General features: G+C 71.9%; 22 protein-coding genes. 14 read left to right on the top strand and 8 right to left on the bottom strand.

The features are described from left to right. Window positions 1-5: 5 nt before the first annotated feature. Window positions 6-1,208, bottom strand: coding sequence for an amidohydrolase family protein (locus tag AC07EJ_RS01050; protein ID WP_389478777.1), 1,203 nt, complete (start codon window positions 1,206-1,208; stop codon window positions 6-8). Between the two features lie 109 nt (window positions 1,209-1,317). Here AC07EJ_RS01050 and AC07EJ_RS01045 point away from each other — a divergent pair, with 109 nt between their 5' ends. Together AC07EJ_RS01045 and AC07EJ_RS01040 are read left to right on the top strand one after the other, a co-directional pair. Continuing rightward, complete coding sequence (locus AC07EJ_RS01045) at window positions 1,318-2,406, top strand: acyltransferase family protein (RefSeq protein ID WP_389478776.1); 1,089 nt, start codon at window positions 1,318-1,320, stop codon at window positions 2,404-2,406. Window positions 2,407-2,444: 38 nt separating this feature from the next. Beyond that, window positions 2,445-2,753: a hypothetical protein gene (locus AC07EJ_RS01040; protein ID WP_389478775.1), complete on the top strand. Its 309-nt coding sequence runs from the start codon at window positions 2,445-2,447 to the stop codon at window positions 2,751-2,753. Here the strand turns inward: AC07EJ_RS01040 and AC07EJ_RS01035 are convergent. Further along, window positions 2,734-3,429: a DUF2470 domain-containing protein gene (locus tag AC07EJ_RS01035; RefSeq protein WP_389478774.1), complete on the bottom strand. Its 696-nt coding sequence runs from the start codon at window positions 3,427-3,429 to the stop codon at window positions 2,734-2,736. The two genes, AC07EJ_RS01040 and AC07EJ_RS01035, sit on opposite strands and share 20 nt — an antisense overlap. Window positions 3,430-3,574: 145 nt before the next feature. On the opposite strand from AC07EJ_RS01035, the gene AC07EJ_RS01030 reads away from it, so the two are divergent. From AC07EJ_RS01030 to AC07EJ_RS01020, 3 genes are all read left to right on the top strand, one after another. Next, window positions 3,575-3,859: a plasmid mobilization protein gene (locus AC07EJ_RS01030; RefSeq protein ID WP_362900457.1), complete on the top strand. Its 285-nt coding sequence runs from the start codon at window positions 3,575-3,577 to the stop codon at window positions 3,857-3,859. Between the two features lie 209 nt (window positions 3,860-4,068). Next, on the top strand, window positions 4,069-4,629 hold the full coding sequence (locus AC07EJ_RS01025; RefSeq protein WP_389478773.1) for a VanZ family protein: 561 nt from the start codon (window positions 4,069-4,071) through the stop codon (window positions 4,627-4,629). 5 nt (window positions 4,630-4,634) lie between these two features. Then, entirely contained in the window at window positions 4,635-5,036 is a 402-nt protein-coding gene (locus tag AC07EJ_RS01020) for an ATP-binding protein (protein WP_389478772.1), read from the top strand. A gap of 82 nt (window positions 5,037-5,118) precedes the next feature. Here AC07EJ_RS01020 and AC07EJ_RS01015 read toward each other — a convergent pair whose 3' ends face one another. Continuing rightward, window positions 5,119-5,751 (bottom strand): MBL fold metallo-hydrolase, encoded by a 633-nt coding sequence (locus AC07EJ_RS01015; RefSeq protein ID WP_389478771.1) that lies wholly within the window; start codon window positions 5,749-5,751, stop codon window positions 5,119-5,121. Then, the gene (locus AC07EJ_RS01010) at window positions 5,751-6,836 is read right to left on the bottom strand and encodes an S-(hydroxymethyl)mycothiol dehydrogenase (protein ID WP_389478770.1); all 1,086 of its coding nucleotides are present in this window, start codon (window positions 6,834-6,836) and stop codon (window positions 5,751-5,753) included. The genes AC07EJ_RS01015 and AC07EJ_RS01010 overlap by 1 nt, the downstream gene beginning before the upstream one ends. A 135-nt stretch (window positions 6,837-6,971) precedes the next feature. On the opposite strand from AC07EJ_RS01010, the gene AC07EJ_RS01005 reads away from it, so the two are divergent. Beyond that, window positions 6,972-7,463, top strand: coding sequence for a glutathione peroxidase (locus AC07EJ_RS01005; protein WP_389478769.1), 492 nt, complete (start codon window positions 6,972-6,974; stop codon window positions 7,461-7,463). 95 nt (window positions 7,464-7,558) lie between these two features. After that, on the top strand, window positions 7,559-9,082 hold the full coding sequence (locus AC07EJ_RS01000) for an MFS transporter (protein ID WP_389478768.1): 1,524 nt from the start codon (window positions 7,559-7,561) through the stop codon (window positions 9,080-9,082). Window positions 9,083-9,121: 39 nt separating this feature from the next. On the opposite strand, the gene AC07EJ_RS00995 is transcribed toward AC07EJ_RS01000, so the two are convergent. The 3 genes from AC07EJ_RS00995 to AC07EJ_RS00985 all read right to left on the bottom strand — a co-directional run bounded on the left by AC07EJ_RS00995 (window position 9,122) and on the right by AC07EJ_RS00985 (window position 11,206). Beyond that, a complete protein-coding gene (locus tag AC07EJ_RS00995; RefSeq protein ID WP_478883462.1) occupies window positions 9,122-10,267 on the bottom strand; it encodes an LLM class flavin-dependent oxidoreductase in 1,146 nt (381 codons plus the stop codon). 68 nt (window positions 10,268-10,335) lie between these two features. Further along, complete coding sequence (ssuE, locus tag AC07EJ_RS00990) at window positions 10,336-10,896, bottom strand: NADPH-dependent FMN reductase (protein WP_389478766.1); 561 nt, start codon at window positions 10,894-10,896, stop codon at window positions 10,336-10,338. A gap of 226 nt (window positions 10,897-11,122) precedes the next feature. Further along, window positions 11,123-11,206 (bottom strand): putative leader peptide, encoded by an 84-nt coding sequence (locus AC07EJ_RS00985; RefSeq protein ID WP_351255852.1) that lies wholly within the window; start codon window positions 11,204-11,206, stop codon window positions 11,123-11,125. 198 nt (window positions 11,207-11,404) lie between these two features. Here AC07EJ_RS00985 and AC07EJ_RS00980 point away from each other — a divergent pair, with 198 nt between their 5' ends. The 5 genes from AC07EJ_RS00980 to AC07EJ_RS00960 all read left to right on the top strand — a co-directional run bounded on the left by AC07EJ_RS00980 (window position 11,405) and on the right by AC07EJ_RS00960 (window position 16,949). After that, a complete protein-coding gene (locus AC07EJ_RS00980) occupies window positions 11,405-12,946 on the top strand; it encodes an ATP-dependent DNA ligase (RefSeq protein ID WP_389478765.1) in 1,542 nt (513 codons plus the stop codon). 108 nt (window positions 12,947-13,054) lie between these two features. Further along, complete coding sequence (locus AC07EJ_RS00975; RefSeq protein WP_389478764.1) at window positions 13,055-13,540, top strand: cation:proton antiporter regulatory subunit; 486 nt, start codon at window positions 13,055-13,057, stop codon at window positions 13,538-13,540. A gap of 4 nt (window positions 13,541-13,544) precedes the next feature. After that, on the top strand, window positions 13,545-14,837 hold the full coding sequence (locus AC07EJ_RS00970) for a cation:proton antiporter (RefSeq protein WP_478883461.1): 1,293 nt from the start codon (window positions 13,545-13,547) through the stop codon (window positions 14,835-14,837). Window positions 14,838-14,995: 158 nt separating this feature from the next. Next, window positions 14,996-15,463: an NUDIX hydrolase gene (locus AC07EJ_RS00965; RefSeq protein ID WP_393581299.1), complete on the top strand. Its 468-nt coding sequence runs from the start codon at window positions 14,996-14,998 to the stop codon at window positions 15,461-15,463. Between the two features lie 91 nt (window positions 15,464-15,554). Then, the gene (locus AC07EJ_RS00960; RefSeq protein WP_389478761.1) at window positions 15,555-16,949 is read left to right on the top strand and encodes an NADP-dependent succinic semialdehyde dehydrogenase; all 1,395 of its coding nucleotides are present in this window, start codon (window positions 15,555-15,557) and stop codon (window positions 16,947-16,949) included. 77 nt (window positions 16,950-17,026) lie between these two features. Here the strand turns inward: AC07EJ_RS00960 and xylA are convergent, their stop codons facing one another. Continuing rightward, window positions 17,027-18,193, bottom strand: coding sequence for a xylose isomerase (xylA, locus tag AC07EJ_RS00955; RefSeq protein ID WP_393581303.1), 1,167 nt, complete (start codon window positions 18,191-18,193; stop codon window positions 17,027-17,029). Window positions 18,194-18,359: 166 nt separating this feature from the next. On the opposite strand from xylA, the gene xylB reads away from it, so the two are divergent. Both xylB and AC07EJ_RS00945 read left to right on the top strand, forming a co-directional pair. After that, entirely contained in the window at window positions 18,360-19,799 is a 1,440-nt protein-coding gene (xylB, locus tag AC07EJ_RS00950) for a xylulokinase (protein WP_478883460.1), read from the top strand. Between the two features lie 76 nt (window positions 19,800-19,875). Next, entirely contained in the window at window positions 19,876-21,081 is a 1,206-nt protein-coding gene (locus AC07EJ_RS00945) for an ROK family protein (RefSeq protein WP_478883459.1), read from the top strand. Window positions 21,082-21,155 lie beyond the last annotated feature (74 nt).

Genomic DNA, 21,155 nt, shown 5'->3' with positions numbered 1-21,155 from the left:
TCCCGTCATGTCGTTCGCCGAGGCGGGACCCGTTCTCCCCGGCTCATGACGAACCGCAGGTCCCCGAGCGCCTCGATGCCGTCGCGCGGGTCGCCGCCCACGGCGATCAGGTCGGCCGGACGCCCCGGGGACAGGAGACCTGCGCGGCCGTCGGCGCCGAGTGCGTCGGCGGCCTCCGTGGTGGCCATGTCGAGGACCTGCGGCGCCGGCATCCCGATGTGCTCGAAGAACGTCAGGCTCTGCCGCAGGCCGTCGAACCCGGCGCGCTGAACTCCCGCGTCGGTACCGGCGATGAACCGCACGCCGCGTTCCGCCATCGTCCGCACCTGGCCGAAGAGCCTGTCGGCACGCTCGGCCCCGAAGACGGTCGGCAGCATCCGCCAGTGCGGACTGACGGTCGGGCAGACGCGGATCCCGCGCTCCACGATCGCGTCGAGCACGTCGTCCCGCAGATCGTTGCCGTCCTCGGTCATCCAGGTGCAGTGTTCGAGCGTGTCGACGCCCGCGGTCACCGCTGCCGTGATCCCTTCCGTGCCGTGCGCGTGGGCGGCGACCGGCAGCCTCGCCCCCCGCGCCTCCTCGACGACGACAGCCAGCTCACCGGCGCCGAACTGGGCCTGCCAGGTGGCCGGTCCGCCACGCGTCAGGGCGCCGCCGGTCGCCATCACCTTGATGACGTCGGCCCCCAGTTCGGCGTTACGCCGTACCAGGTCCCGTAGTTCACGCTCGCTGCCGACCTCGCCGCCCAGGAACCAGCAGTGACCGCCCTTGGGGGTGACGGGGGTCGTCGCGGCGACGATCCGGGGGCCCGGCACCGCTCCCGACTCGATCTCCTCGCGCAGCCGCAGCGTGAGGCGTCCGCGGTCCCCCAGGTCCCGCACCGTGGTGACACCGCTCGCCACGAGCTGCGCCGCACGCTCCCTCATGACGGCGAGCAGCGCCTCGTCGTCCTGCCCTTCGAGCGTCTTGACCGGGTCCGTCCCCGCGTCGAAGACGAGGTGGACGTGCGCGTCGACGAGGCCCGGCAGCACGGTGGCACCCGGCAGCGCGATGCGCTCGTCCCGCTCCTGGGCCAAGCGCTCGACGTCGGAGCGTCTCCCGGCCGCGACCACGGAGTCCCCGTCCGTGAGGACCGCGCCGTCCTCGACACAGCGACCGCCGGGACCGGTCACCACCCGCGCCGCCGTGATCAGCTTCCTGCTGCTCATCCTGACCTTCCGATGGGTCGGAAAAAGGGCACCCGGGAGTGTGTCATGAAACGGGCCCTATCGGGCAGGGCACCGAGGGTCATGCACCGCGAGGGGCTCAAGGGGATCGATGGACAGGCGGCACGGACCGGGCACGAAGCGAGCACGGGACCCGTACTTCGACAATGCGAAATACCTGACGATCGTGCTCGTGGCATGCGGGCACGCGTGGGAACCACTGACCTACGGGAGCCGCACGGTGACGGCCGTGTACCTCGGTGTGTACGCCTTCCACATGCCGGCGTTCGCGCTCATCTCCGGCTATTTCTCCCGGAGTTTCGACATGGCGCCCGGCCGGCTGCGCCGTCTCGTCGGCGGGGTCGTGGTGCCGTACGTGCTGTTCGAGGTGGCGTACACGCTCTTCTACCGGTGGGCGCAGGACGATCCGGGGTATCCGATCAGCCTGCTCGACCCCTGGTATCTGATGTGGTTCCTGGTCGCGCTATTCATCTGGCGGCTCACCACTCCCCTGTGGCTGCAACTGCGTCAGCCGGTGCCGGTCGCTCTGGCTCTGGCCGTGCTCGTGTCGATGGCGCCGGACGCGGGCAGTGACCTGGCGCTTCAACGGGTGGTGGGTTTCCTGCCGTTCTTCGTCCTCGGACTGACGCTGCGGCCCGAGCACTTCGAGCGGCTGCGCACGCGGCGGGCCCGGCTGTGGGCGCTGCCCGTGGCGGCCGTGGCGCTGGCCGCCGCGTACGCGGTGGCGCCCTGGTTCGACGCGGGCTGGTTCTACCGCCGGGGCAGCGTCACCGGCCTCGGCGCACCCGCCTGGGCCGGACTGGTCACGACGCCGGCCCTGTTCGCCCTCGCCGTCGTCCTCAGCGCCTGCTTCCTGGCCTGGGTGCCGGGACGGAGGACCCTGTTCACGACGCTGGGCACGGGCACGCTGTACGCGTACCTGCTGCACGGCTTCCTCATCAAGTCGTCGCGCTTCTGGGGCTGGTACGACCACCCGTGGCTGCACACGCCGACGGGTGAACTGGCGGTGACGGCCGCGGCGGCCGGCGTCATCACCCTTCTGTGCACCTCTCCTGTGCGGCGGGTCTTCCGGTTCGCCGTGGAGCCCGGCGTCCCTTGGGCGTTCCGGCGTACGGATCCGGTACGGGAGGCCGAACCGCCGGTGTCCGGCGTCCCCGGGGAGCGGGTCCTGCGCCCCTAGCCTGTGCCCGTTCACCGGACCTAGAGAAGGACACCCCCGTGATCCGCACCCGCTCCCTCCGTCCCCTCCGCTCCCGACTGCTGCTGCCCGCCGCACTGCTCCTCGCCTCCGTGCCCGTCCTCGGCGGGACGGCGCACGCGGGCGGCACGTGTTTCGCCACGCACCAGGACGCCCCGATCTATGCGGGCAGCAATCCGTGGACGGACATCGTCGGCTATCTGGACCCTGGCATCCCGGTCAACGGCACGCGGCAGGGCGCGGACGAGCTGTGGCAGGTCTCGCGTACGGACAACGACGCGCCCCTCGGATTCATGCGCGCCGCGGACCTCACCTGCGACGGCGGCTGACCGCCTGCGCGGAGGACAGCAGGGCGTGCATGCGCTCGTTCAGCTGCCCCAGGTCGTCGGCCGGCGCGTGGAACGGGAGGCGTACGTCGGCCTGGCCACGGATGCGTTCGAGCCGGAGGGTGAGCCCGTGCCGGTCGACGGCCAGGGGCTGGACCCGTACGACACCGTGCAGGCTGTCCACGTCGACGAGCCGGGTGAGCTGTTCCACGGCTTCGGGGTGGCAGTCGGCGAGGTGGGTGAGCAGGCGGGGTTCGGCCGCGGTGAGGGGATCAGGCGCGGTCTCGGCGAGTTCGTCGAGTTCGATGCCGGTGCGGCCGGTACGTGTCTGGAGTACGGCGCGGATGGGCCTGAGTACGAACTCCTCGCCGTCGGGTTCGAGCGACCCGGACAGCCAAAGGCGCGCGCGGATCCGGTCCCTGACGGGTACCGGCGCGGCGTCCGCGAACTCGATGAGTGCGGTCGGCTCGCCCCGGGGCGAGCAGAGCACGGCGGCGGACAGCAGGCTGTCGGCCGGGGGCTGGAGCCGTACCTCGCCGTCGTCGGTGACGCGATGGGATCCGACGAGGTCCTCCCGCCCGATGTCCGTCGTCACTTCGCACGACCAGGCGGTAGCCAGCACGGATCGCGCGCGTGCCGCCGCGGTGGGGGCGGCGGTACTGATCTGTCGGACACCCATCCGAACCTCCTTAGGTAAGCCTTGCCTAACTTATCGGAGATTCGCAGAGGAGGCCAGTACGCGCGATGGCGGCGAACGCCACGCGATCGGGCGGTGAATATGCCGTACGCCCACGCGCGTCGGCCGGGAGCGGCATCATGCCGCCATGGACGGTACTGCCCTTCTGCGGGACCTCTTCACGCCGGACGAATACGACGCGGTCCGCTCGCACGCGGACCACCTGGGCGTGACGGTGGTCGAGTACGTACGTCAGACAGCAGCCGAACGTGCCCTGGAACGACAGCACTTGGCGCAGGCCATGGAAGCGCAGGACCTGCGCCTGGGAAAGCTGTCGATACCGCACGTCGAGCGCGGCCGCTGCGGCGAGGGACCGCCCGCGCTGCAACGGTTCCTGGACTCCCTGACGCATCCCCCTGAGTCGAAGAGCTGACGCGAAAGGTCCGTGGCCTGATTGGCCGGGGCGTGCGGGGGCAACCGGCCTCCATGACCCCACAGACTGCGGCACGCCGGCGAAAGGGCCAGGAACGTAAGGGCAGGGAACGTAAAAGCCAGGAACGCAGAGGCGAGACACAGAAGCAGGTGGCACGGAAGCGGGTGGCACGGAAGCGGGTGGCACGGAAGCCTGTGTCACGGCGGCGAGTGACCGAGCGGCCCCTGCCGTGGGGCCGGATCCTTGCCCGCGCGCTCATCGTCGGCTTCGCGTTCGTGGCACTCGTGGCGTTCTCCGCGGTCCTCGCCCGGCTGACCCTCACGCCGTCCCCTGCGTCGGCGGACGTCGCGGGGTCCAACATGCGGCCCGGACACTCGCTGCGCCAGTACGCCGAGTCGTACACGTTCCTCGGCGCGTGCAAGCAGATCGGCGGAAATCTGCTGCTGGGCGCGCCCTTCGGTCTGTTGCTTCCGGTGCTTGTGGCGCGCAAGGGCCGCATGATGCGGGTGCTTGCTGTGACGGTCCTCGTGATGGCGCTGGTGGAGCTGGCGCAGGGCGCGATCGTCGAGGGGCGGGCCTTCGACGTGGACGACGTGATCCTGAACACGACGGGCGCCCTGGTCGCCTACTTCCTGCTCGGGCGCCGCATCGGGCACAGCTACCACGCCCTCGCACGGCCGTCGGGCCGTAACCGCTTGGGGATCAGGCTGCCGGGGAATGGGGCTCGTAACCGGGGAACCCCCCGCGCCACAGGCGACGGAAGGAAGTGATCGTCATGCGTGCGCTCAAGCGCGCCGTACGGCGGCCCGCACGCGTGGAGTACCTGTTGCCGCAGGGCTCGGGCTCCGCCCGCTGGGCCCGGCGCCTCACCCAGGAATTTCTTGCGGGACGGAGCGCGGGCGGCGCGCACGACGCGGTGCTCGTCGTCTCCGAGCTGGTCGCCAACGCCGCCCGGATCAAGGGCAGTCACTGTCGTATGAGTCTGTGCCTGGACGCGGACGAGCTGACCGTCTCCGTCCACGACGACAGCCCCCACCACCCGCGCCTCAAGCCGGATTCGGTATCCGCGGAGTCGGGCCGCGGCATCTCGCTCGTCGACGCGCTGTCGCGCCGCATGAGTGTGGTGAGCGACCCCTACGGCGGAAAGACGGTACGCGCCGTACTCGCTCACCCCTGACGTCCACTGGGACCTTGACGCGCACTGTTTGGAACCCGGGCGGCGGCGCTCCGTCCGCCGCCCGGCGTGATCCTCACCCGGCTCAGTGCCCCCGGGAGATCCACTCCTCCAGGTGGGGCGCCTCCGCCCCGATCGTCGTGCTGTCGCCGTGCCCTGTTCGTACGACGGTCTCCGGCGGCAGTGTGAGGAGCCGCTCCCTGATCGACGCGACGATGGTCGGGAAGTCGCTGAACGACCGCCCCGTCGCACCCGGGCCACCCGCGAACAGGGTGTCCCCGGTGAAGACGGTGCCGAGGTCCGGCGCGTACAGGCTGACCGCGCCGTGGCAGTGGCCCGGCGTGTGCAGCACGGTCAACTCCACGCCCGCCACGGCCAGTTGCTGCCCGTCAGTGAGGTCTCCGTCAGGCGTGCGGTCCGGGTGCTTCTGCTTCCACAGCTCCGTGTCCGCGGGGTGCAGCAGGATCGGCGCCCCGGTGCGCTCGGCGAGCGCGGGTGCCGCGTCGATGTGGTCGTCGTGCGCGTGGGTGCACACGATGGCGACGAGCCGCCTGTCCCCCACGGCCTCGGCGATCGCGTCGGCGTCGTGCGCCGCGTCGATCACGACGGCCTCGCTGTCGTCCCCGACGATCCACACGTTGTTGTCGACGTCCCAGGTGCCCCCGTCGAGGGAGAACGTGCCGGACGTGACGAGGTGTTCGATGCGCGCGCCCGCCATCAGAAGATCACCACCGAGCGCAGCACGTCCCCGTGGTGCATCCTCTCGAACGCCTTCTCCACGTCCTCCAGGGCGACCGTCTCGGTCACGAACGCGTCGAGGTCGAGCCGCCCCTGCCGGTAGAGGTCGATCAGCATCGGGAAGTCGCGCGAGGGCAGACAGTCGCCGTACCAGGACGACTTGAGCGCGCCGCCGCGTCCGAACACGTCGAGCAGGGGCAGTTCGAGCTGCATCTCGGGCGTGGGGACGCCGACGAGGACGACGGTTCCGGCGAGGTCGCGGGCGTAGAAGGCCTGCTTGTAGGTCTCCGGGCGGCCTACCGCCTCGATGACGACGTCGGCCCCGAACCCTCCGGTCAGCTCACGGACGGCCTCGACCGGGTCGGTGGAGCGGGAGTTGACGGTGTGTGTGGCGCCGAGCTTCTGGGCCGTCGCCAGCTTCTTGTCGTCGATGTCGATGGCGATGATCTTCGCGGCGCCGGCGAGGTGGGCGCCGGTCACTGCCGCCGCGCCGACACCTCCGCAGCCGATGACGGCCACGGAGTCGCCGCGGCCCACGTTGCCGGTGTTGATGGCGGCGCCGAGGCCGGCCATGACACCGCAGCCGAGGAGACCCGCGGCGGCGGGCGACGCCTCCGGGTCGACCTTGGTGCACTGCCCGGCGGCGACGAGCGTCTTCTCGGCGAACGCGCCGATCCCGAGCGCGGGCGAGAGCTCCGTGCCGTCGAGGAGCGTCATCTTCTGCTTCGCGTTGTGCGTGTCGAAGCAGTATTGGGGGCGCCCGCGCAGACAGGCACGGCACTGTCCGCACACGGCACGCCAGTTGAGGATCACGAAGTCGCCCGGCGCGACCTCGGTGACGCCGTCACCGACCGCCTCGACGACACCGGCCGCCTCATGCCCGAGGAGGAACGGGAACTCGTCATTGATGCCGCCCTCCCGGTAGTGCAGGTCGGTATGACAGACCCCGCACGCCTGGACCTTGACCACGGCCTCCCCGGGCCCGGGGTCCGGCACGACGATCGTCTCGATCCGCACCGGCTCACCCTTGGCCCGCGCGATCACGCCTCGTACCTGCTGCGCCATGACGATCAGCCCTCCACTCGCTCGTCGCATCGTTCTTCGCCATCTTCACAGACGGGCCCCCGTTCCGGGCCGGGGGTGACGTTCCGGACCAGGGTGACGAGGAGCGTGCCCTCACGGGTCGCTAGCATCCGAAGCATGTCTGTCTACGAGAATGTCGAGATCGCCGCCCTCCAGGGCGGCCCCGCCGACCTCCCCCAGTACGAGGGCAAGGCCGTCCTCATCGTCAATGTGGCCTCGAAGTGCGGCCTCACCCCGCAGTACGCGGCCCTGGAGCAGCTCCACGCCGAGTACGCGAGCCGCGGCTTCAGCGTGCTCGGGGTCCCCTGCAACCAGTTCATGGGCCAGGAGCCCGGCAGCGCCGAGGAGATCGCCGAGTTCTGCTCGGCGACGTACGGCGTGACGTTCCCGATGACCGAGAAGGTCGAGGTGAACGGCGAGGCGCGCCACCCGCTGTACGAGCGCCTGGTCACCACCGCTGACGCGGAGGGACACGACGGGGACATCCGCTGGAACTTCGAGAAGTTCGTGCTTTCTCCCAAGGGTGAGGTCGTCGCCCGCTTCTCGCCGCAGGTGGTGCCGGACGCCCCCGAGGTGATCGCCGCGATCGAGGCCAGCCTTCCGCGGTAGGGGTTACGCGGCGCTCGCCTCGGGAGCGTCGGGGGTGCGGGGGCGAGGACGGCGCGGTCTCGCGCCGCTCCCCCGCATCCACGACAATGGCTGCGATGACGCCCGAACCCGTCGAGTCCACTCCCGGAATCCGGCTCTCCTCCGCGAGGGGCCGCTGGATCCTGGCCTGTGTCGTCCTGGCTTCCGGAATGGCGATGCTCGACGGCACGGTGGTGAACGTCGCCCTGCCGACGATCGGGCGCGACCTCGGAGCCTCCCTGTCGAGCCTCCAGTGGGTCGTGAACGCGTACATGCTGACGCTGTCCGCCCTGCTCCTGTGGGGCGGGGCGCTCGGCGACCGGATCGGGCGGCGGCGCACACTCATACTCGGCGTGGCCTGGTTCGCGGTCGCGTCGGCGCTGTGCGGGCTCGCCCCCGACCAAGGGGTACTCATCGCCGCCCGCGCGCTCCAGGGTGTCGGCGGTGCGCTCCTGACGCCCGGGTCGCTGGCCCTCGTACGGTCCTCGTTCCACCCCGACGACCAGTCGCGGGCCGTGGGCGCCTGGTCGGGGCTCACCGGTGTGGCGGGCGCGCTCGGACCGTTCCTCGGCGGGTATCTGATCGACGGCCCCGGCTGGCGGTGGATCTTCCTGATCAATGTGCCGCTGGCCGTGATCGTGCTGTTGATCGCGGTGCGGCACGTGCCGGAGAGCCGTGAGACCGACGTCGCCGGGAGCCGCTTCGACGTGGCGGGGGCCTCGCTCGCCGCCCTGTGCCTGGTGGGCATCAGTTACGCGCTCATCGGGTCGTCCGGCGGCGCGTCCGCCGTGTCGACGGCGCTGCCCGCCGTGCTCGGTGTCGCCGCCGGCATCGCATTCGTTGTCGTGGAGCACCGGCGCGCGGAGCCGATGCTGCCGCCCTCACTGTTCCGTTCCCGGCTGTTCAGCGCGGCCAACGCGATGACGCTGTGCCTGTACGCGGCAATCGGCGGCATCCTTTTCCTGCTGCCCGTACAGCTCCAGATCGCGCTCGGCTACAGCGCGCTGGAGGCGGGTATCGCGACTCTGCCGATCACCGTGCTGATGCTGCTCCTCTCCGCGCGCGCGGGCGATCTCGCGCGCCGTGTCGGGCCGACGCCGCCCCTGGTCGCCGGGCCGCTGATCTCGGCGGTGGGCCTGCTCCTGATGCTGCGGATCGAGCCCGGTTCGTCGTACGTGGCCGATGTGCTGCCCGCGGTGGCCGTCCTCGGCCTGGGTATGAGTGTGTTCGTCGCGCCGCTGACGGCGACGGTCCTGGCGTCGGTCGAGCCGGCCCACGCCGGGCTCGCGAGCGGCGTCAACAACACGGCGGCCCGCGTCGCGCAGCTCCTCGTGGTGGCGGCGCTGCCGCTGGCGGTCGGGCTGTCCGGGGACGCGTACACGCAGCCGGACTCCGTCAACACGTCGTTCCACCGGGCGGCCATGGGGTGCGCCCTGCTGTTCGCGCTGGGGTCGGCGACGGCCGTCGTGTTCATCCGTCCGGCGGCGGTCCGGCCGCGGCTGGAGGAGGCGCCCAAGCCTCAGTGCCGCTCGCATCTGGGTGTGGCGGCACCGGCGTTGGAGCCCGGTCCGCATGAGCAGGACCAGGGGAAGGTCCCGTAGCTCCCGGCCGCGCGGCAGGGCTTGCGGCCCGGCTCCGGCTCAGCTCCCGAACGGGACCTGGGGTGCCGTCGGCGCTGCCGGTTCCTTGTGCGGATGTGCCCACAGGCCACGGGCCTGCAGCCGCGGCAGGACGCCCTCTCCGAACCAGTACGCCTCCTCCAGATGCGGGTATCCGGAGAGCACGAACTCGTCGATGCCGAGGCGGTGGTACTCCTCGACGCGGTCGGCGACCTCATCATGGCTGCCGACCAGCGCGGTGCCTGCGCCGCCGCGCACGAGGCCGATGCCGGCCCACACGTTGGGGTGGATCTCCAGCCTGTCGGAGCTTCCGCCGTGCAGGGCGAGCATGCGCCGCTGGCCCTCGGACTCGCTGCGCGCCAGCCCCTCCTGAACGGACCTGACGGTGGCCGGGTCGAAGCCCTGAAGGAGGCGGTCGGCCTCCGCCCAGGCCTGCTCCGAGGTGTCGCGCGTGATGACGTGCAGCCGGATCCCGAACCGGACGGTGCGGCCTTCCTTCTCGGCGAGCCCGCGGATCCAGGCGATCTTCTCGGCGACCTGGGCGGGCGGCTCGCCCCACGTGAGGTAGACGTCGCTGTGCCGCGCCGCGATCTCCCCCGCGACGGGCGAGGAGCCGCCGAAGTAGACCTCGGGGACCGGGTCGGGCAGCCGGGCAAGCCGGGCGTCCTGCACCTGGAGGTGTTCGCCCGACAGGTCGACGGTGTCGCCGGCCCACAACCCCCTGACGATCTCCAGGAATTCACCGGTGCGCGCGTACCGGGCGTCCTTGTCGAGGAAGTCGCCGTAGGCCCGCTGCTCGCGGCTCTCGCCGCCCGTCACGACGTTCAGGAGAAGCCTGCCGCCGGTCTGGCGCTGGTACGTGGACGCCATCTGTGCGGCGAGCGTGGGCGAGACGAAGCCGGGCCGGAACGCGACGAGGAACTTCAGACGCTCGGTCTGCTGGCTGAGCATGGCGGTGGTCAGCCACGCGTCCTCGCACCAGGCGCCGGTGGGGGTCAGCGCGCCGACGAAGCCGAGGTCCTCGGCAGCGCGGGCGATCTGCGTGAGATAGCCGATGGACGGGGGCCGGTCGCCGCCCGCCGCGGTCACGGGTGTGCCATGGCCACCGCCGACGACGTGGCGGCTGTCGCCGTTGGTCGGCAGGAACCAGTGGAAGGTGAGGGACACGGGCGGACTCCGATCGCGCAGGGGTGGGACTGGTGACAACAGGCCGTGACAGGCCGGGGGTTGGCCGGTCAGCTCGCCGCGGCGAGCAGGGGCCGCGCGGTGTGCGTGAGTGCGCCGGAGAACTGGTCGACGACTCGGCCGAGCGCTTCTGCCGACCCCGGCGCGACACTGACCGCGCCGTCCGGGGCGACGGTGATGTCCTTGTCGAGGGTGAACCACCCCTGGACGATGTGGTCGGCGCCCATGGAGTTGAGGACGGGCCGCAGCGCGTAGTCGAGGGCGAGGACATGGGCGGTGGTGCCGCCGGTGGCGAGCGGCAGCACGGTCTTGCCGGCGAGTCCGTACTGCGGCAGCAGGTCGAGCAGCGCCTTGAGGAGTCCGGAGTACGCGGCTTTGTAGACGGGCGTCGCGACGACGACGCCGTCGGCGCGGGCGAGCAGCTCGGTCGCCTCGACGATGGCCGGGTGGGCGAAGTCCGCTCCGAGGAGCGCCTCGGCGGGCAGGGTGCGGACGTCGAGGGCCAGGACCTCGTGGCCCTGCGCTTCGAGCCGCGTGTCGAGATGGCGCAGGAGTCGTGCCGTGCGGGAGGTGGCGGAGGGACTGCCGGAAATGGAGAGGACGGTGGCCATGACGGGACCCTTCGGGCTGGAATTCGGCACGCGGAATACAGGCACTGCGAAAGGCGCGAACGCAGGAAACGCAGGAGTGCCGAAATTCAGGAATTCGCGCATGCCGAATACGCGGTGCGGTTCAGTGCGATGTGGTGAAGCCGTGCGGAAGTCGATCGGCACGGTGGAGGTTCGACGGCGGCGGTCGTCGCGGAGGCGGCCTGGCCGCCGGGGCGCGGGTGGCTCGTCAGAGGGCGCGGCAACAGAAGGAGCTGGAGACGCGCGCGAGGTCGACATGGCGTCGCCGCGTGAGGTCCAGTCTCGTGTTCATGCCACCGATCCAACCAGGGGCGAGTCGGGCCAGTCAAGAATTCTCCGCGCCGGTCTCGCATCGCGGAACAGACTTCCCCAGGGGCAGAGATAGACCGTGAAGGGTGAGTTCTCTGAAGGAATCCCTCGAGGAGTGCGGGATATAGGCGAGCATCCGTATCCTCGTGCGGCGCACCGCGACCCGGTGCACGATGGCTGCATGCTGTTCTCCCGGCTCGCACAGGTGTCCCAGGAGGTCGCGGCCACCAAGGCGCGGTCGCGAAAGACCGCGCTGCTCGCCGAGCTCTTCCGGGCGGCGGAGCCTGACGACGTACCGATCGTGATTCCTTACCTGGCGGGACGCCTCCCCCAGGGGCGGCTCGGCGTCGGGTGGCGGGTGCTGCGCGATCCCGTCGCGCCGGCCACGCAGCCCCGGCTGACGGTGCAGGATGTCGACGCCGCGCTGACCGCGCTGGGCGATGTCGCCGGCGCGGGGTCGCAGGCCGAACGGACCCGCCTCGTCAGGGAGTTGATGGGTGCCGCGACCGAGGACGAACAGCGGTTCCTGTTCGGGCTGCTCACCGGTGAGGTGCGGCAGGGGGCGCTCGACGCGGTGGCCCTGGAGGGGCTGGCGCAGGCGACCGGCGCGCCGCCGGAGGAGGTGCGGCGCGCGGTGATGCTGAGCGGTTCGCTCCAGGTGGTGGCGCAGGCGCTGCTGGCCGGGGGCCCGGACGCGCTGAGCCGGTTCCAATTGACCGTCGGGCGCCCGGTGTTCCCGATGCTGGCGCACAGCGCGTCCTCGGTCGGGGAGGCCGTCGACAAGCTCGGGGCGTGCGCGGTGGAGGAGAAGCTGGACGGCATTCGCGTACAGGTGCACCGCGACGGCGACGTCGTGCGCGTCTGCACGCGCACGCTCGACGACATCACCGACCGGCTGCCCGAGGTCACCGCCGCGGCTGCCAGGCTCGACGGGGACCGATTCATCCTCGACGGGGAGGTCATCGCGCTGGACGGGGACGGCCGGCCGCGCCCGTTCCAGGAGATCGCGAGCCGTGTGGGTTCGCGGGTCGACGTGGCGACGGCCGCGGGTTCCGTTCCCGTGGTGCCGGTGTTCTTCGACGTCTTGTACGCGGGCGGGGACGAGCTGCTCGATCTGCCGTTCGCCGAGCGCCACGCGCGCCTCGTGCGGTTGGTGCCTCAGACGATGCGGGTGCGCCGTGTCGTCGTACCGGACGGGGAGGACGCAGCGGCCCGCGAGGCCGCCGACGCGTTCTTCGCCGACACCCTGCGCCGCGGTCACGAGGGCGTCGTCGTCAAAGCGCTCGACGCTCCGTACAGCGCGGGGCGGCGCGGCGCGTCCTGGCTGAAGGTGAAGCCCGTACACACCCTGGACCTGGTGGTGCTCGCGGCCGAGTGGGGGCACGGCCGGCGCACGGGCAAACTGTCGAACCTCCACCTCGGCGCCCGCAGGCCGGACGGCTCCTTCGCGATGCTGGGCAAGACGTTCAAGGGGCTCACCGACGCGCTGCTCGCCTGGCAGACGGAGCGACTGCGGGAGCTGGCCCTGAGCGACGACGGCCATGTCGTCACCGTGCGTCCCGAGTTGGTCGTGGAGATCGCCTACGACGGCCTTCAGAAGTCCACCCGCTACCCGGCCGGCGTCACACTGCGCTTCGCGCGCGTGGTGCGGTACCGCGAGGACAAGACGGCGGCGGAGGCGGACACGGTCGAAACAGTGCTCTCCACGCGGCCGGCGCCGTGATCAAGACCGATTCTTTGCCAAATGTTGGGGCCGATAGGGTGACACCCGGCGCCCGGAAGATGCAGGCGCCATGCATCACCCAGGACACGCACGGACAAGGGGAGAGCTGTGCCCGCTTCACGTCTGAGCCGCACACCACTGCCGGGGATCGGCTTCCGGTACGACCTGACCACCCGCGACCAACGCCAGGTGTCGGTGGTCGCGCACCGGGACGGCGGGCGCACCCTGAGCGCCTACCGGACCGACGACCCGGACGCCTGCGACCTGTCGCTGAAGCTGACGTCCGGTGAGGCGGCCGCGCTGATCGACGCGCTGATGCCGTCCCACCACAGCCCGAACCTGCTGCACACCACCGATCTCGGCCTGGTCGCGGAGCGCATCGAGATCGGCACGACCTCGCACTGGAACGGGCGCCTGCTCGGCGAGACGCAGCTGCGCACCGAGACCGGCGCCTCGATCGTGGCCGTGCTGCGGCGCGCCGAGGCGATCCCGTCGCCCACCCCCGACTTCCGGCTCGCCGGCGGGGACACCGTGATCGTCATCGGCACCCGCGAGGGCGTGGAAGCGGCGGCGACGATACTCGGAAGGGAGTGATCGGATGCATTCCGCGGTGTTCCTCATCGAGTTCGGGGCGATCATCCTCGCGCTCGGCCTCCTGGGCAGATTCGCCGGGCGGTTCCGGTTCTCACCCATCCCCCTCTACCTCCTCGCGGGGCTCGCGTTCGGCGAAGGCGGGCTGCTCCCGCTGGGTGCGAGCGAGGAGTTCGTGGCGATCGGCGCCGAGATCGGCGTCATCCTGCTCCTGCTGATGCTGGGCCTGGAGTACACGGCCAGCGATCTCGTCAGCAACCTCAAGACGCAGTACCCGGCGGGCCTCGTCGACTGCGCGTTCAACGCGCTGCCCGGCGCCGCGGCCGCGCTGCTCATGGGCTGGGGCCCGGTGGCGGCCGTCGTCCTCGCCGGTGTCACCTGGATCTCGTCGTCGGGCGTGATCGCCAAGGTGCTCGGCGACCTCGGCCGGGTCGGCAACCGGGAGACCCCGGTGATCCTCAGCATCCTGGTCCTCGAGGACCTGGCGATGGCGGTCTATCTGCCGATCATCACGGCACTGCTCGCCGGTGTCGGCTGGGCGGCGGGCGGTGTCACCCTGGCCATCGCGCTCGGGGCGGCGGGCCTCGTCCTGTTCCTCGCCGTGCGCTACGGCCGGCTCATCTCCCGGTTCGTCTCCAGCGACGACCCGGAGAAGCTGCTCCTCGTGGTGCTCGGCCTGACGATCCTGGTCGCCGGGATCGCGCAGCAGCTCCAGGTGTCGGCGGCGGTCGGCGCGTTCCTCGTCGGCATCGCCCTGTCCGGTGAGGTCGCCGAGGGCGCCCACTCGCTGCTGCTGCCGCTGCGCGACCTGTTCGCCGCCGTGTTCTTCGTCTTCTTCGGCCTACACACCGACCCGGCGAGCATTCCGCCGGTCCTGCTTCCCGCGCTCGCTCTCGCGGTCGTCACGGCCTGCACGAAGATAGCGACGGGCTACTGGGCGGCGCGGCGGGCGAAGATCTCCGTCAAGGGCCGCTGGCGCGCGGGCGGCGCGCTCGTGGCCCGGGGCGAGTTCTCCATCGTCATCGCGGGCCTGGCGGTCACGGCCGGTATCGAACCCCGGCTCGGCCCGCTGGCGACCGCGTACGTCCTGATCCTCGTCATCGTCGGTCCGCTGACGGCGCGCTTCACCGAGCCGGTCGCGCTGCGCGTCTCGCAGTGGCGGCATCGCGGTGACGCGCCGGCCGCGGCGGTCACCACGGGCTCGGGGATCGTGCCCGCACCGCGGGACGCGCGGGATCCGGCCGGCCCCGAGGCAGAGGCGCAGGGCACGTCCGGGCGGGCCTCGAACTCCTCGTCCTGATCCCCGCTCGGCACGTCCGGGCGGGCCCCCGACTCCTCGTCCTGATCCGCTCACCCGCCCGGGCGTCGGCCATCCCGGTCGCCGCCCGGTCGGGGGCGAGGTACCCCGCCCCCTCATCGCAGGGCGCCGATCACCCGTAGCGCGCCGACACTGGTCCCATGGCGTACAAGAGGCAGAGTGCGGGGCTGCTCCTGTTCCGGCGCACGGCCGCCGGTGTCGAGGTGCTGCTCGGACACATGGGCGGCCCGTTCTGGGCGCGGCGCGACGCCGGGGCGTGGACCGTGCCGAAGGGCGAATACGACGATTCCGAAGAGGAGCCGTGGGCGGCGGCGCTCAGGGAGTTCCAGGAGGAACTGGGTCTTGCGCCGCCGGACGGCACGCCGGTGCCGCTCGGCGACACCGTGCAGTCCGGCGGCAAGCACGTCATCGTGTGGGCCGTGGAGGGTGACCTCGATCTGGACGGCTTCGTTCCCGGCACGTTCACGATGGAGTGGCCGAAGGGCTCGGGGCGCCTGGCGGAGTTCCCCGAGCTGGACCGCGCGGCCTGGGTCGGTCTCGACGCGGCGCGCGCCCTCGTGGTGCAGGCGCAGACCGTCTTCCTCGACCGGCTCGCCGAGCACGTCTGACGCCCGCGCCACCGGGTACACGGCCCGTCCGCGTTGCGCGGCACGACGTGGCGCGGGAAGGTCGAGTCACCGCGCAGAGGAGGTCACCCCCATGCCCATCGCGACGGTCAACCCCGCGAACGGCGAGACGCTCAAGACGTACGACGCCCTGACCGACGAGGAGATCGAGCACAGGCTCCTCCTCGCGGCCGGCACCTTCCGCACCTATCGCACCACCACGTTCTTCGAACGGGCCCGGCTGCTCCTGGCCGCCGCGGACCTGCTCGACGCGGACCGCGACGACATCGCGCGCGTCATGACCACCGAGATGGGCAAGCCCGTCGTGGCGGCCCGCGCCGAGGCCGCGAAGTGCGCGAAGGCGATGCGCTGGTACGCGGAGCACGCCCAGGAGCTCCTCGCCGACGAGCATCCCTCGGCCCAGGACGTGGAGGACTCCGGCGCGGTCAGCGCCCATGTGCGCTACCGGCCGCTGGGCGTCGTCCTCGCCGTGATGCCGTGGAACTTCCCGCTGTGGCAGGTCGTACGGTTCGCGGCGCCCGCCCTGATGGCAGGCAACGTAGGACTGCTCAAACACGCGTCGAACGTGCCTCAGACGGCGCTGTATCTCCAGGACCTGTTCCGCAGGGCCGGGTTCCCGGAGGGGTGCTTCCAGACGCTGCTCATCGGCTCCCGCGCGGTCGAGGGCGTGCTCCGCGACGAGCGGGTCGTGGCGGCGACACTGACGGGAAGCGAGCCGGCGGGGCGTTCCGTCGCCTCGATCGCGGGCGACGAGGTCAAGAAGACGGTCCTTGAGCTCGGCGGCAGCGACCCGTTCGTCGTGCTGCCGTCGGCCGACGTGGTGAAGGCGGCGAAGGTCGCGGTGACGGCGCGGGCACAGAACAACGGGCAGTCCTGCATCGCCGCGAAGCGGTTCATCGTGCATACGGACGTCTACGACGAGTTCGCCGAGCTGTTCGTCTCCGGGATGCGGGCCCTGCGGGTCGGCGACCCGATGGACGAGAACACCGACGTCGGGCCGCTCGCCAGCGAGCAGGGCCGCGCCGACCTGGAGGAGCTCGTGGACGACGCCGTGGAGTGCGGCGCGACGGTGCTGTGCGGCGGGCAGCGCCCCGAGGCGTACGCCAAGAGCGGCTGGTACTACGAGCCGACGGTCATCACCGACATCACGCACGAGATGCGCATCCACCGCGAGGAGACCTTCGGGCCGGTCGCCACGCTGTACCGCGTCGTCGACCTGGACGAGGCCGTGGCCCTGGCCAACGACACACCGTTCGGGCTGAGTTCCAACCTGTGGACACACGACGCAGCGGAGATCGACCGCTTCGCCCGCGACATCGAGGCGGGCGGCGTCTACGTGAACGGAATGACAGCCTCACACCCGGCCTTCCCCTTCGGCGGCGTCAAGCGCTCCGGGTACGGCCGAGAGCTCTCCGCCCACGGAATCCGCGAGTTCTGCAATGTCACCACGGTGTGGGTGGGGGCGTGAGCGGATAGGTGCCACGGGGATCGGGGCGAACCACGCGCGCGTGGGTGGCCGATCGGGCTCCACGCGCGCGTGACGACTCAGCCGCGTGCGGCCAGCAGGTGGTCCATCGCCAGCTGGTCGAGGCGCTCGAAGGCCATCCCGCGCGCGGCGGCCGCCTCCACGTCGAAGCCCTCGAAGGCGGCCTCGTCGGCGAGCAGCCCCGACAGGCCGTCGGCGGCCGTGGGCTGCACCAGCTCGTCGAGCCGCGAGGCCCGCAGTGCCTCCTGGACCTCCGGGTCGGCCCGGAACGCGGCGGCACGCTCGCGCAGGATCAGGTAGTTGCGCATGCAGCCCTCGGCCGACGCCCACACCCCGTCGTAGTCCTCGGTGCGCGGCGGCTTGAAGTCGAAGTGACGCGGTCCCTCGTACCCGGCGGTCTCCAGCAGGTCCACCAGCCAGAACGCCGACCGTAGGTCACCCGCGCCGAAGCGGAGGTCCTGGTCGTACTTGATGCCGGTCTGGCCGTTGAGGTCGATGTGGAAGAGCTTGCCCGCCCACAGTGCCTGGGCGATGCCGTGCGGGAAGTTGAGCCCGGCCATCTGCTCGTGGCCGACCTCCGGGTTCACGCCGTACATCTCGGGCCGCTCCAGGCGCTCGATGAACGCGAGGGCGTGGCCGACGGTGGGCAGGAGGATGTCGCCGCGCGGCTCGTTCGGCTTCGGCTCGATCGCGAACTTCAGGTCGTAGCCCTGCTGAACGACGTACTCGCCGAGCAGGTCGAAGGCCTCCTTCATCCGGTCGAGGGCGGCCCGTACGTCCTTGGCGGCGCCCGACTCGGCGCCCTCGCGGCCGCCCCAGGCGACGTACGTCTTCGCGCCGAGCTCGACGGCGAGATCGATGTTGCGGATGGTCTTGCGCAGGGCGTACCGGCGTACGTCGCGGTCGTTCGCGGTGAACGCGCCGTCCTTGAAAACGGGGTGCGTGAAGAGGTTCGTGGTGGCCATCGGGACGATCAGGCCGGTGGCGTCGAGGGCCTGCCGGAAGCGCTTGACGTGTGACTCGCGCTCGGTGTCCGAGGCCCCGAAGGGGATCAGGTCGTCGTCGTGGAACGTCACTCCGTAGGCGCCGAGGTCGGCCAGGCGCCGCACGGACTCGGCCGGGTCGAGGGCGGCGCGGGTGGCGTCGCCGAAGGGGTCGCGCCCCTGCCAGCCGACCGTCCACAGGCCGAAGCTGAACTTGTCGTCGGGGGTGGGTCGGTACGTCATGTCGCGGCTCCTCGTCAGTCACGCCTATTTCGTCATGGCGCTTTACAAATTAGTATGCGGACACGTCGCTGGGAAGAGGCATATCGGGAGAGCATTGCGTGAACGCTCTCTCGCACATGTACCTCGGACAGCCACGGAATCGTCTTGTCGGGAACGGGAGAGCCGGATGTCATCAGCCGATGGACCACTCGTCGTCGGGGTGGACAGCTCCACGCAGTCCACGAAGGTCCTGGTCGTCGACGCCGCCACGGGCGCGGTCGTGGCGAGCGGCCAGGCGCCCCACACGGTCAGCTCGGGGCCGGGCCGCGAGAGCGATCCCGAGCAGTGGTGGACCGCCTTGTGCGAGGCGCTGCGCCAGTGCGGTGACGCGGCTCGCCGGGCCTCCGCGGTGTCGGTCGGCGGCCAGCAGCACGGCCTGGTCACGCTGGACGCCGCGGGCCGGCCGGTACGTCCCGCGCTGCTCTGGAACGACGTGCGCTCCGCGCCCCAGGCCCGCCGTCTCGTCGACGAGACGGGCGGCCCCAAGGCCTGGGCCGAGCGGGTGGGCAGCGTGCCGGGAGCCTCGTTCACCGTCACCAAGTGGGCATGGCTGGCCGAGCACGAGCCGGACGCCGTACGCGCCACGGCCGCGGTGCGGCTGCCGCACGACTACCTCACACAGCGGCTGACCGGCGACGGCACGACGGACCGGGGCGACGCCTCGGGCACCGGCTGGTGGGCATCGGCCACGGAGTCGTACGACGACGACATCCTCGCGCGCGTGGGCCTCGATCCGGCGCTGCTCCCCCGGGTCGTGCGCCCCGGAGAGGTGGCCGGTACGGTCCACGGCTCGGGTGAACTCCCCTTCTCCAAGGGAACGTTGGTGGCCGCGGGCACGGGCGACAACGCGGCGGCCGCGCTCGGCCTCGGGCTCCGGCCCGGCACGCCGGTCCTCAGCCTCGGCACGTCCGGCACGGTGTACGCGGTGTCGCGGCGCCGCCCCACGGACCCGACCGGCACCGTCGCCGGCTTCGCCGACGCACGCGGCGACTGGCTGCCGCTCGCGTGCACCCTGAACTGCACGCTGGCCGTCGACCGGGTCGCCGCGCTGCTCGGCCTGGACCGCGAGGCCGTGGAACCCGGCGGCGACATCACGCTGCTGCCCTATCTAGACGGCGAGCGCACACCCGATCTGCCGAACGCCTCAGGCCTGTTGCACGGACTGCGGCACGACACCACGGGAGGCCAGCTCCTGCAGGCCGCATACGACGGTGCGGTCCACGCGCTCCTGGGCGCGCTCGACCTCGTCCTCGACGCCGACGCCGACCTGTCGGTGCCGCTGGTGCTCATCGGGGGCGGCGCCCGGGGAACGGCCTGGCAGCAGACCGTACGACGGCTCTCGGGCCGCGCCGTGCAGGTGCCCGAGGCGCGCGAGCTGGTCGCGCTCGGCGCCGCGGCACAGGCCGCAGCGCTGCTGACCGGGGAGGATCCGGCGGCGGTGGCGCGGCGCTGGGGCACGGCGCAGGGCCCGGTTCTCGATCCCGTGGAACAGGACGCGGCGGCTCTGGCGCGGATCTCCGGGGTACTCTCCGACGCGGCCCCGCTCCTGGACAGGGGCCCGCGCTGACCACCCGGCCGGCCGAGGATCCAGGAAGGCCGGCGGCCCCGTGCGCCGGCCCGACCCCATGGGAGCGTCCGGAGGCATGACCGCACCACTGCACGAGACCCGGCCCGGTACGCCCGACACCCAGCAGGGCATGCGCCGGCGCAACCTCTCGCGGGTCATGCACGCCGTCGCCACCGACGGCCCGCTGTCGCGGGCGACGGTCGCGCAGCGCATCGGGCTGACCAGGGCCGCGGTCTCGACGCTCGTCGACGAGCTGATCCGGTCGGGTCTGATCGAGGAGCTCGGCCCGCAGCGGCCCGGCCGGGTCGGGCGGCCCGGATCGGCGCTCGTGGTCAGCCGTCGCGGTCCGGCCGGAATCGGAGCCGAGGTCGGTGTCGACCATCTCGCGGCGTGCGCGGTCGACCTGAGCGGCGAGGTACGCGCGCGTGCCGTGCGCCGCGTCGCCAACCGCGGGCGCGCGCCGGGGCCCGTCCTGAAGGAACTGTCCGTGCTGGTCCGGGAGGTGACGGATCGTGCCGAGCGGGAGGGGCTGCGCCCGGCGGGCCTCGCGGTCGCCGTGCCCGGTCTGGTCGCGCGCGGCACTCACACGGTGGTCCGGGCGCCCAATCTGGACTGGCACGACACGGAGGTGTCCGCGCTGCTGCCGACGCCGGCCGGGCCGCGGACGGTTCTGCCGCTGAGCGTCGACAACGAGGCGAACTTCGGGGCCCTCGCCGAGTTCTGGCTCGGCGAGGACACCCCCGCCGACTTCCTGCACGTCTCGGCCGAGATCGGCATCGGCGCGGCGCTTGTCGTCGACGGCAAACTGCTGCGCGGAACCCGTGGATTCGCCGGCGAGTTGGGCCACGTTCCGGTTCGCCCGGAGGGCCCGGCGTGTCCCTGCGGAGGGCGCGGCTGCCTGGAGCAGTACGCGGGCGAGGAGGCCGTGCTGCGCGCGGCGGGCCTGGGTCCCGGCGAGGACCGGGTGGGCCTGCTCGCCGAGCGCGCCGCGGCAGGGGACACGGATGCGCGGCGGGCCCTGCGCGGAGCCGGGACCGCACTGGGCATCGCACTGACCGGAGCGGTGAACCTCCTCGATCCTCGGGCCGTCGTGCTCGGCGGGGCGCTCTCGCGGCTGGCGCCGTGGCTACTGCCCACACTGGAGCGGGAGTTGACCCGCCGGATGGCGACCCCGGCCGACGGGGTGACGGTGTCGCGCCTGGGGTCGGACGGCCCCTTGCTGGGTGCGGCGCACTCGGTGGTGCGGGCGGTGCTCGACGATCCGGTGGCGGCCGCCGCGTAGGACGCCGGTGGCCGTGGGAACCCCGGCTCGGGCGCGGGAAGCGCCAGAGGTTCGGACCTCTGACGTGCGGTTGT

This window comes from Streptomyces sp. NPDC045026 (assembly GCF_056432625.1).
The sequence above is the reverse complement of the archived record's forward strand: the minus strand, read 5'-3'. Positions and strand labels throughout refer to the sequence as shown.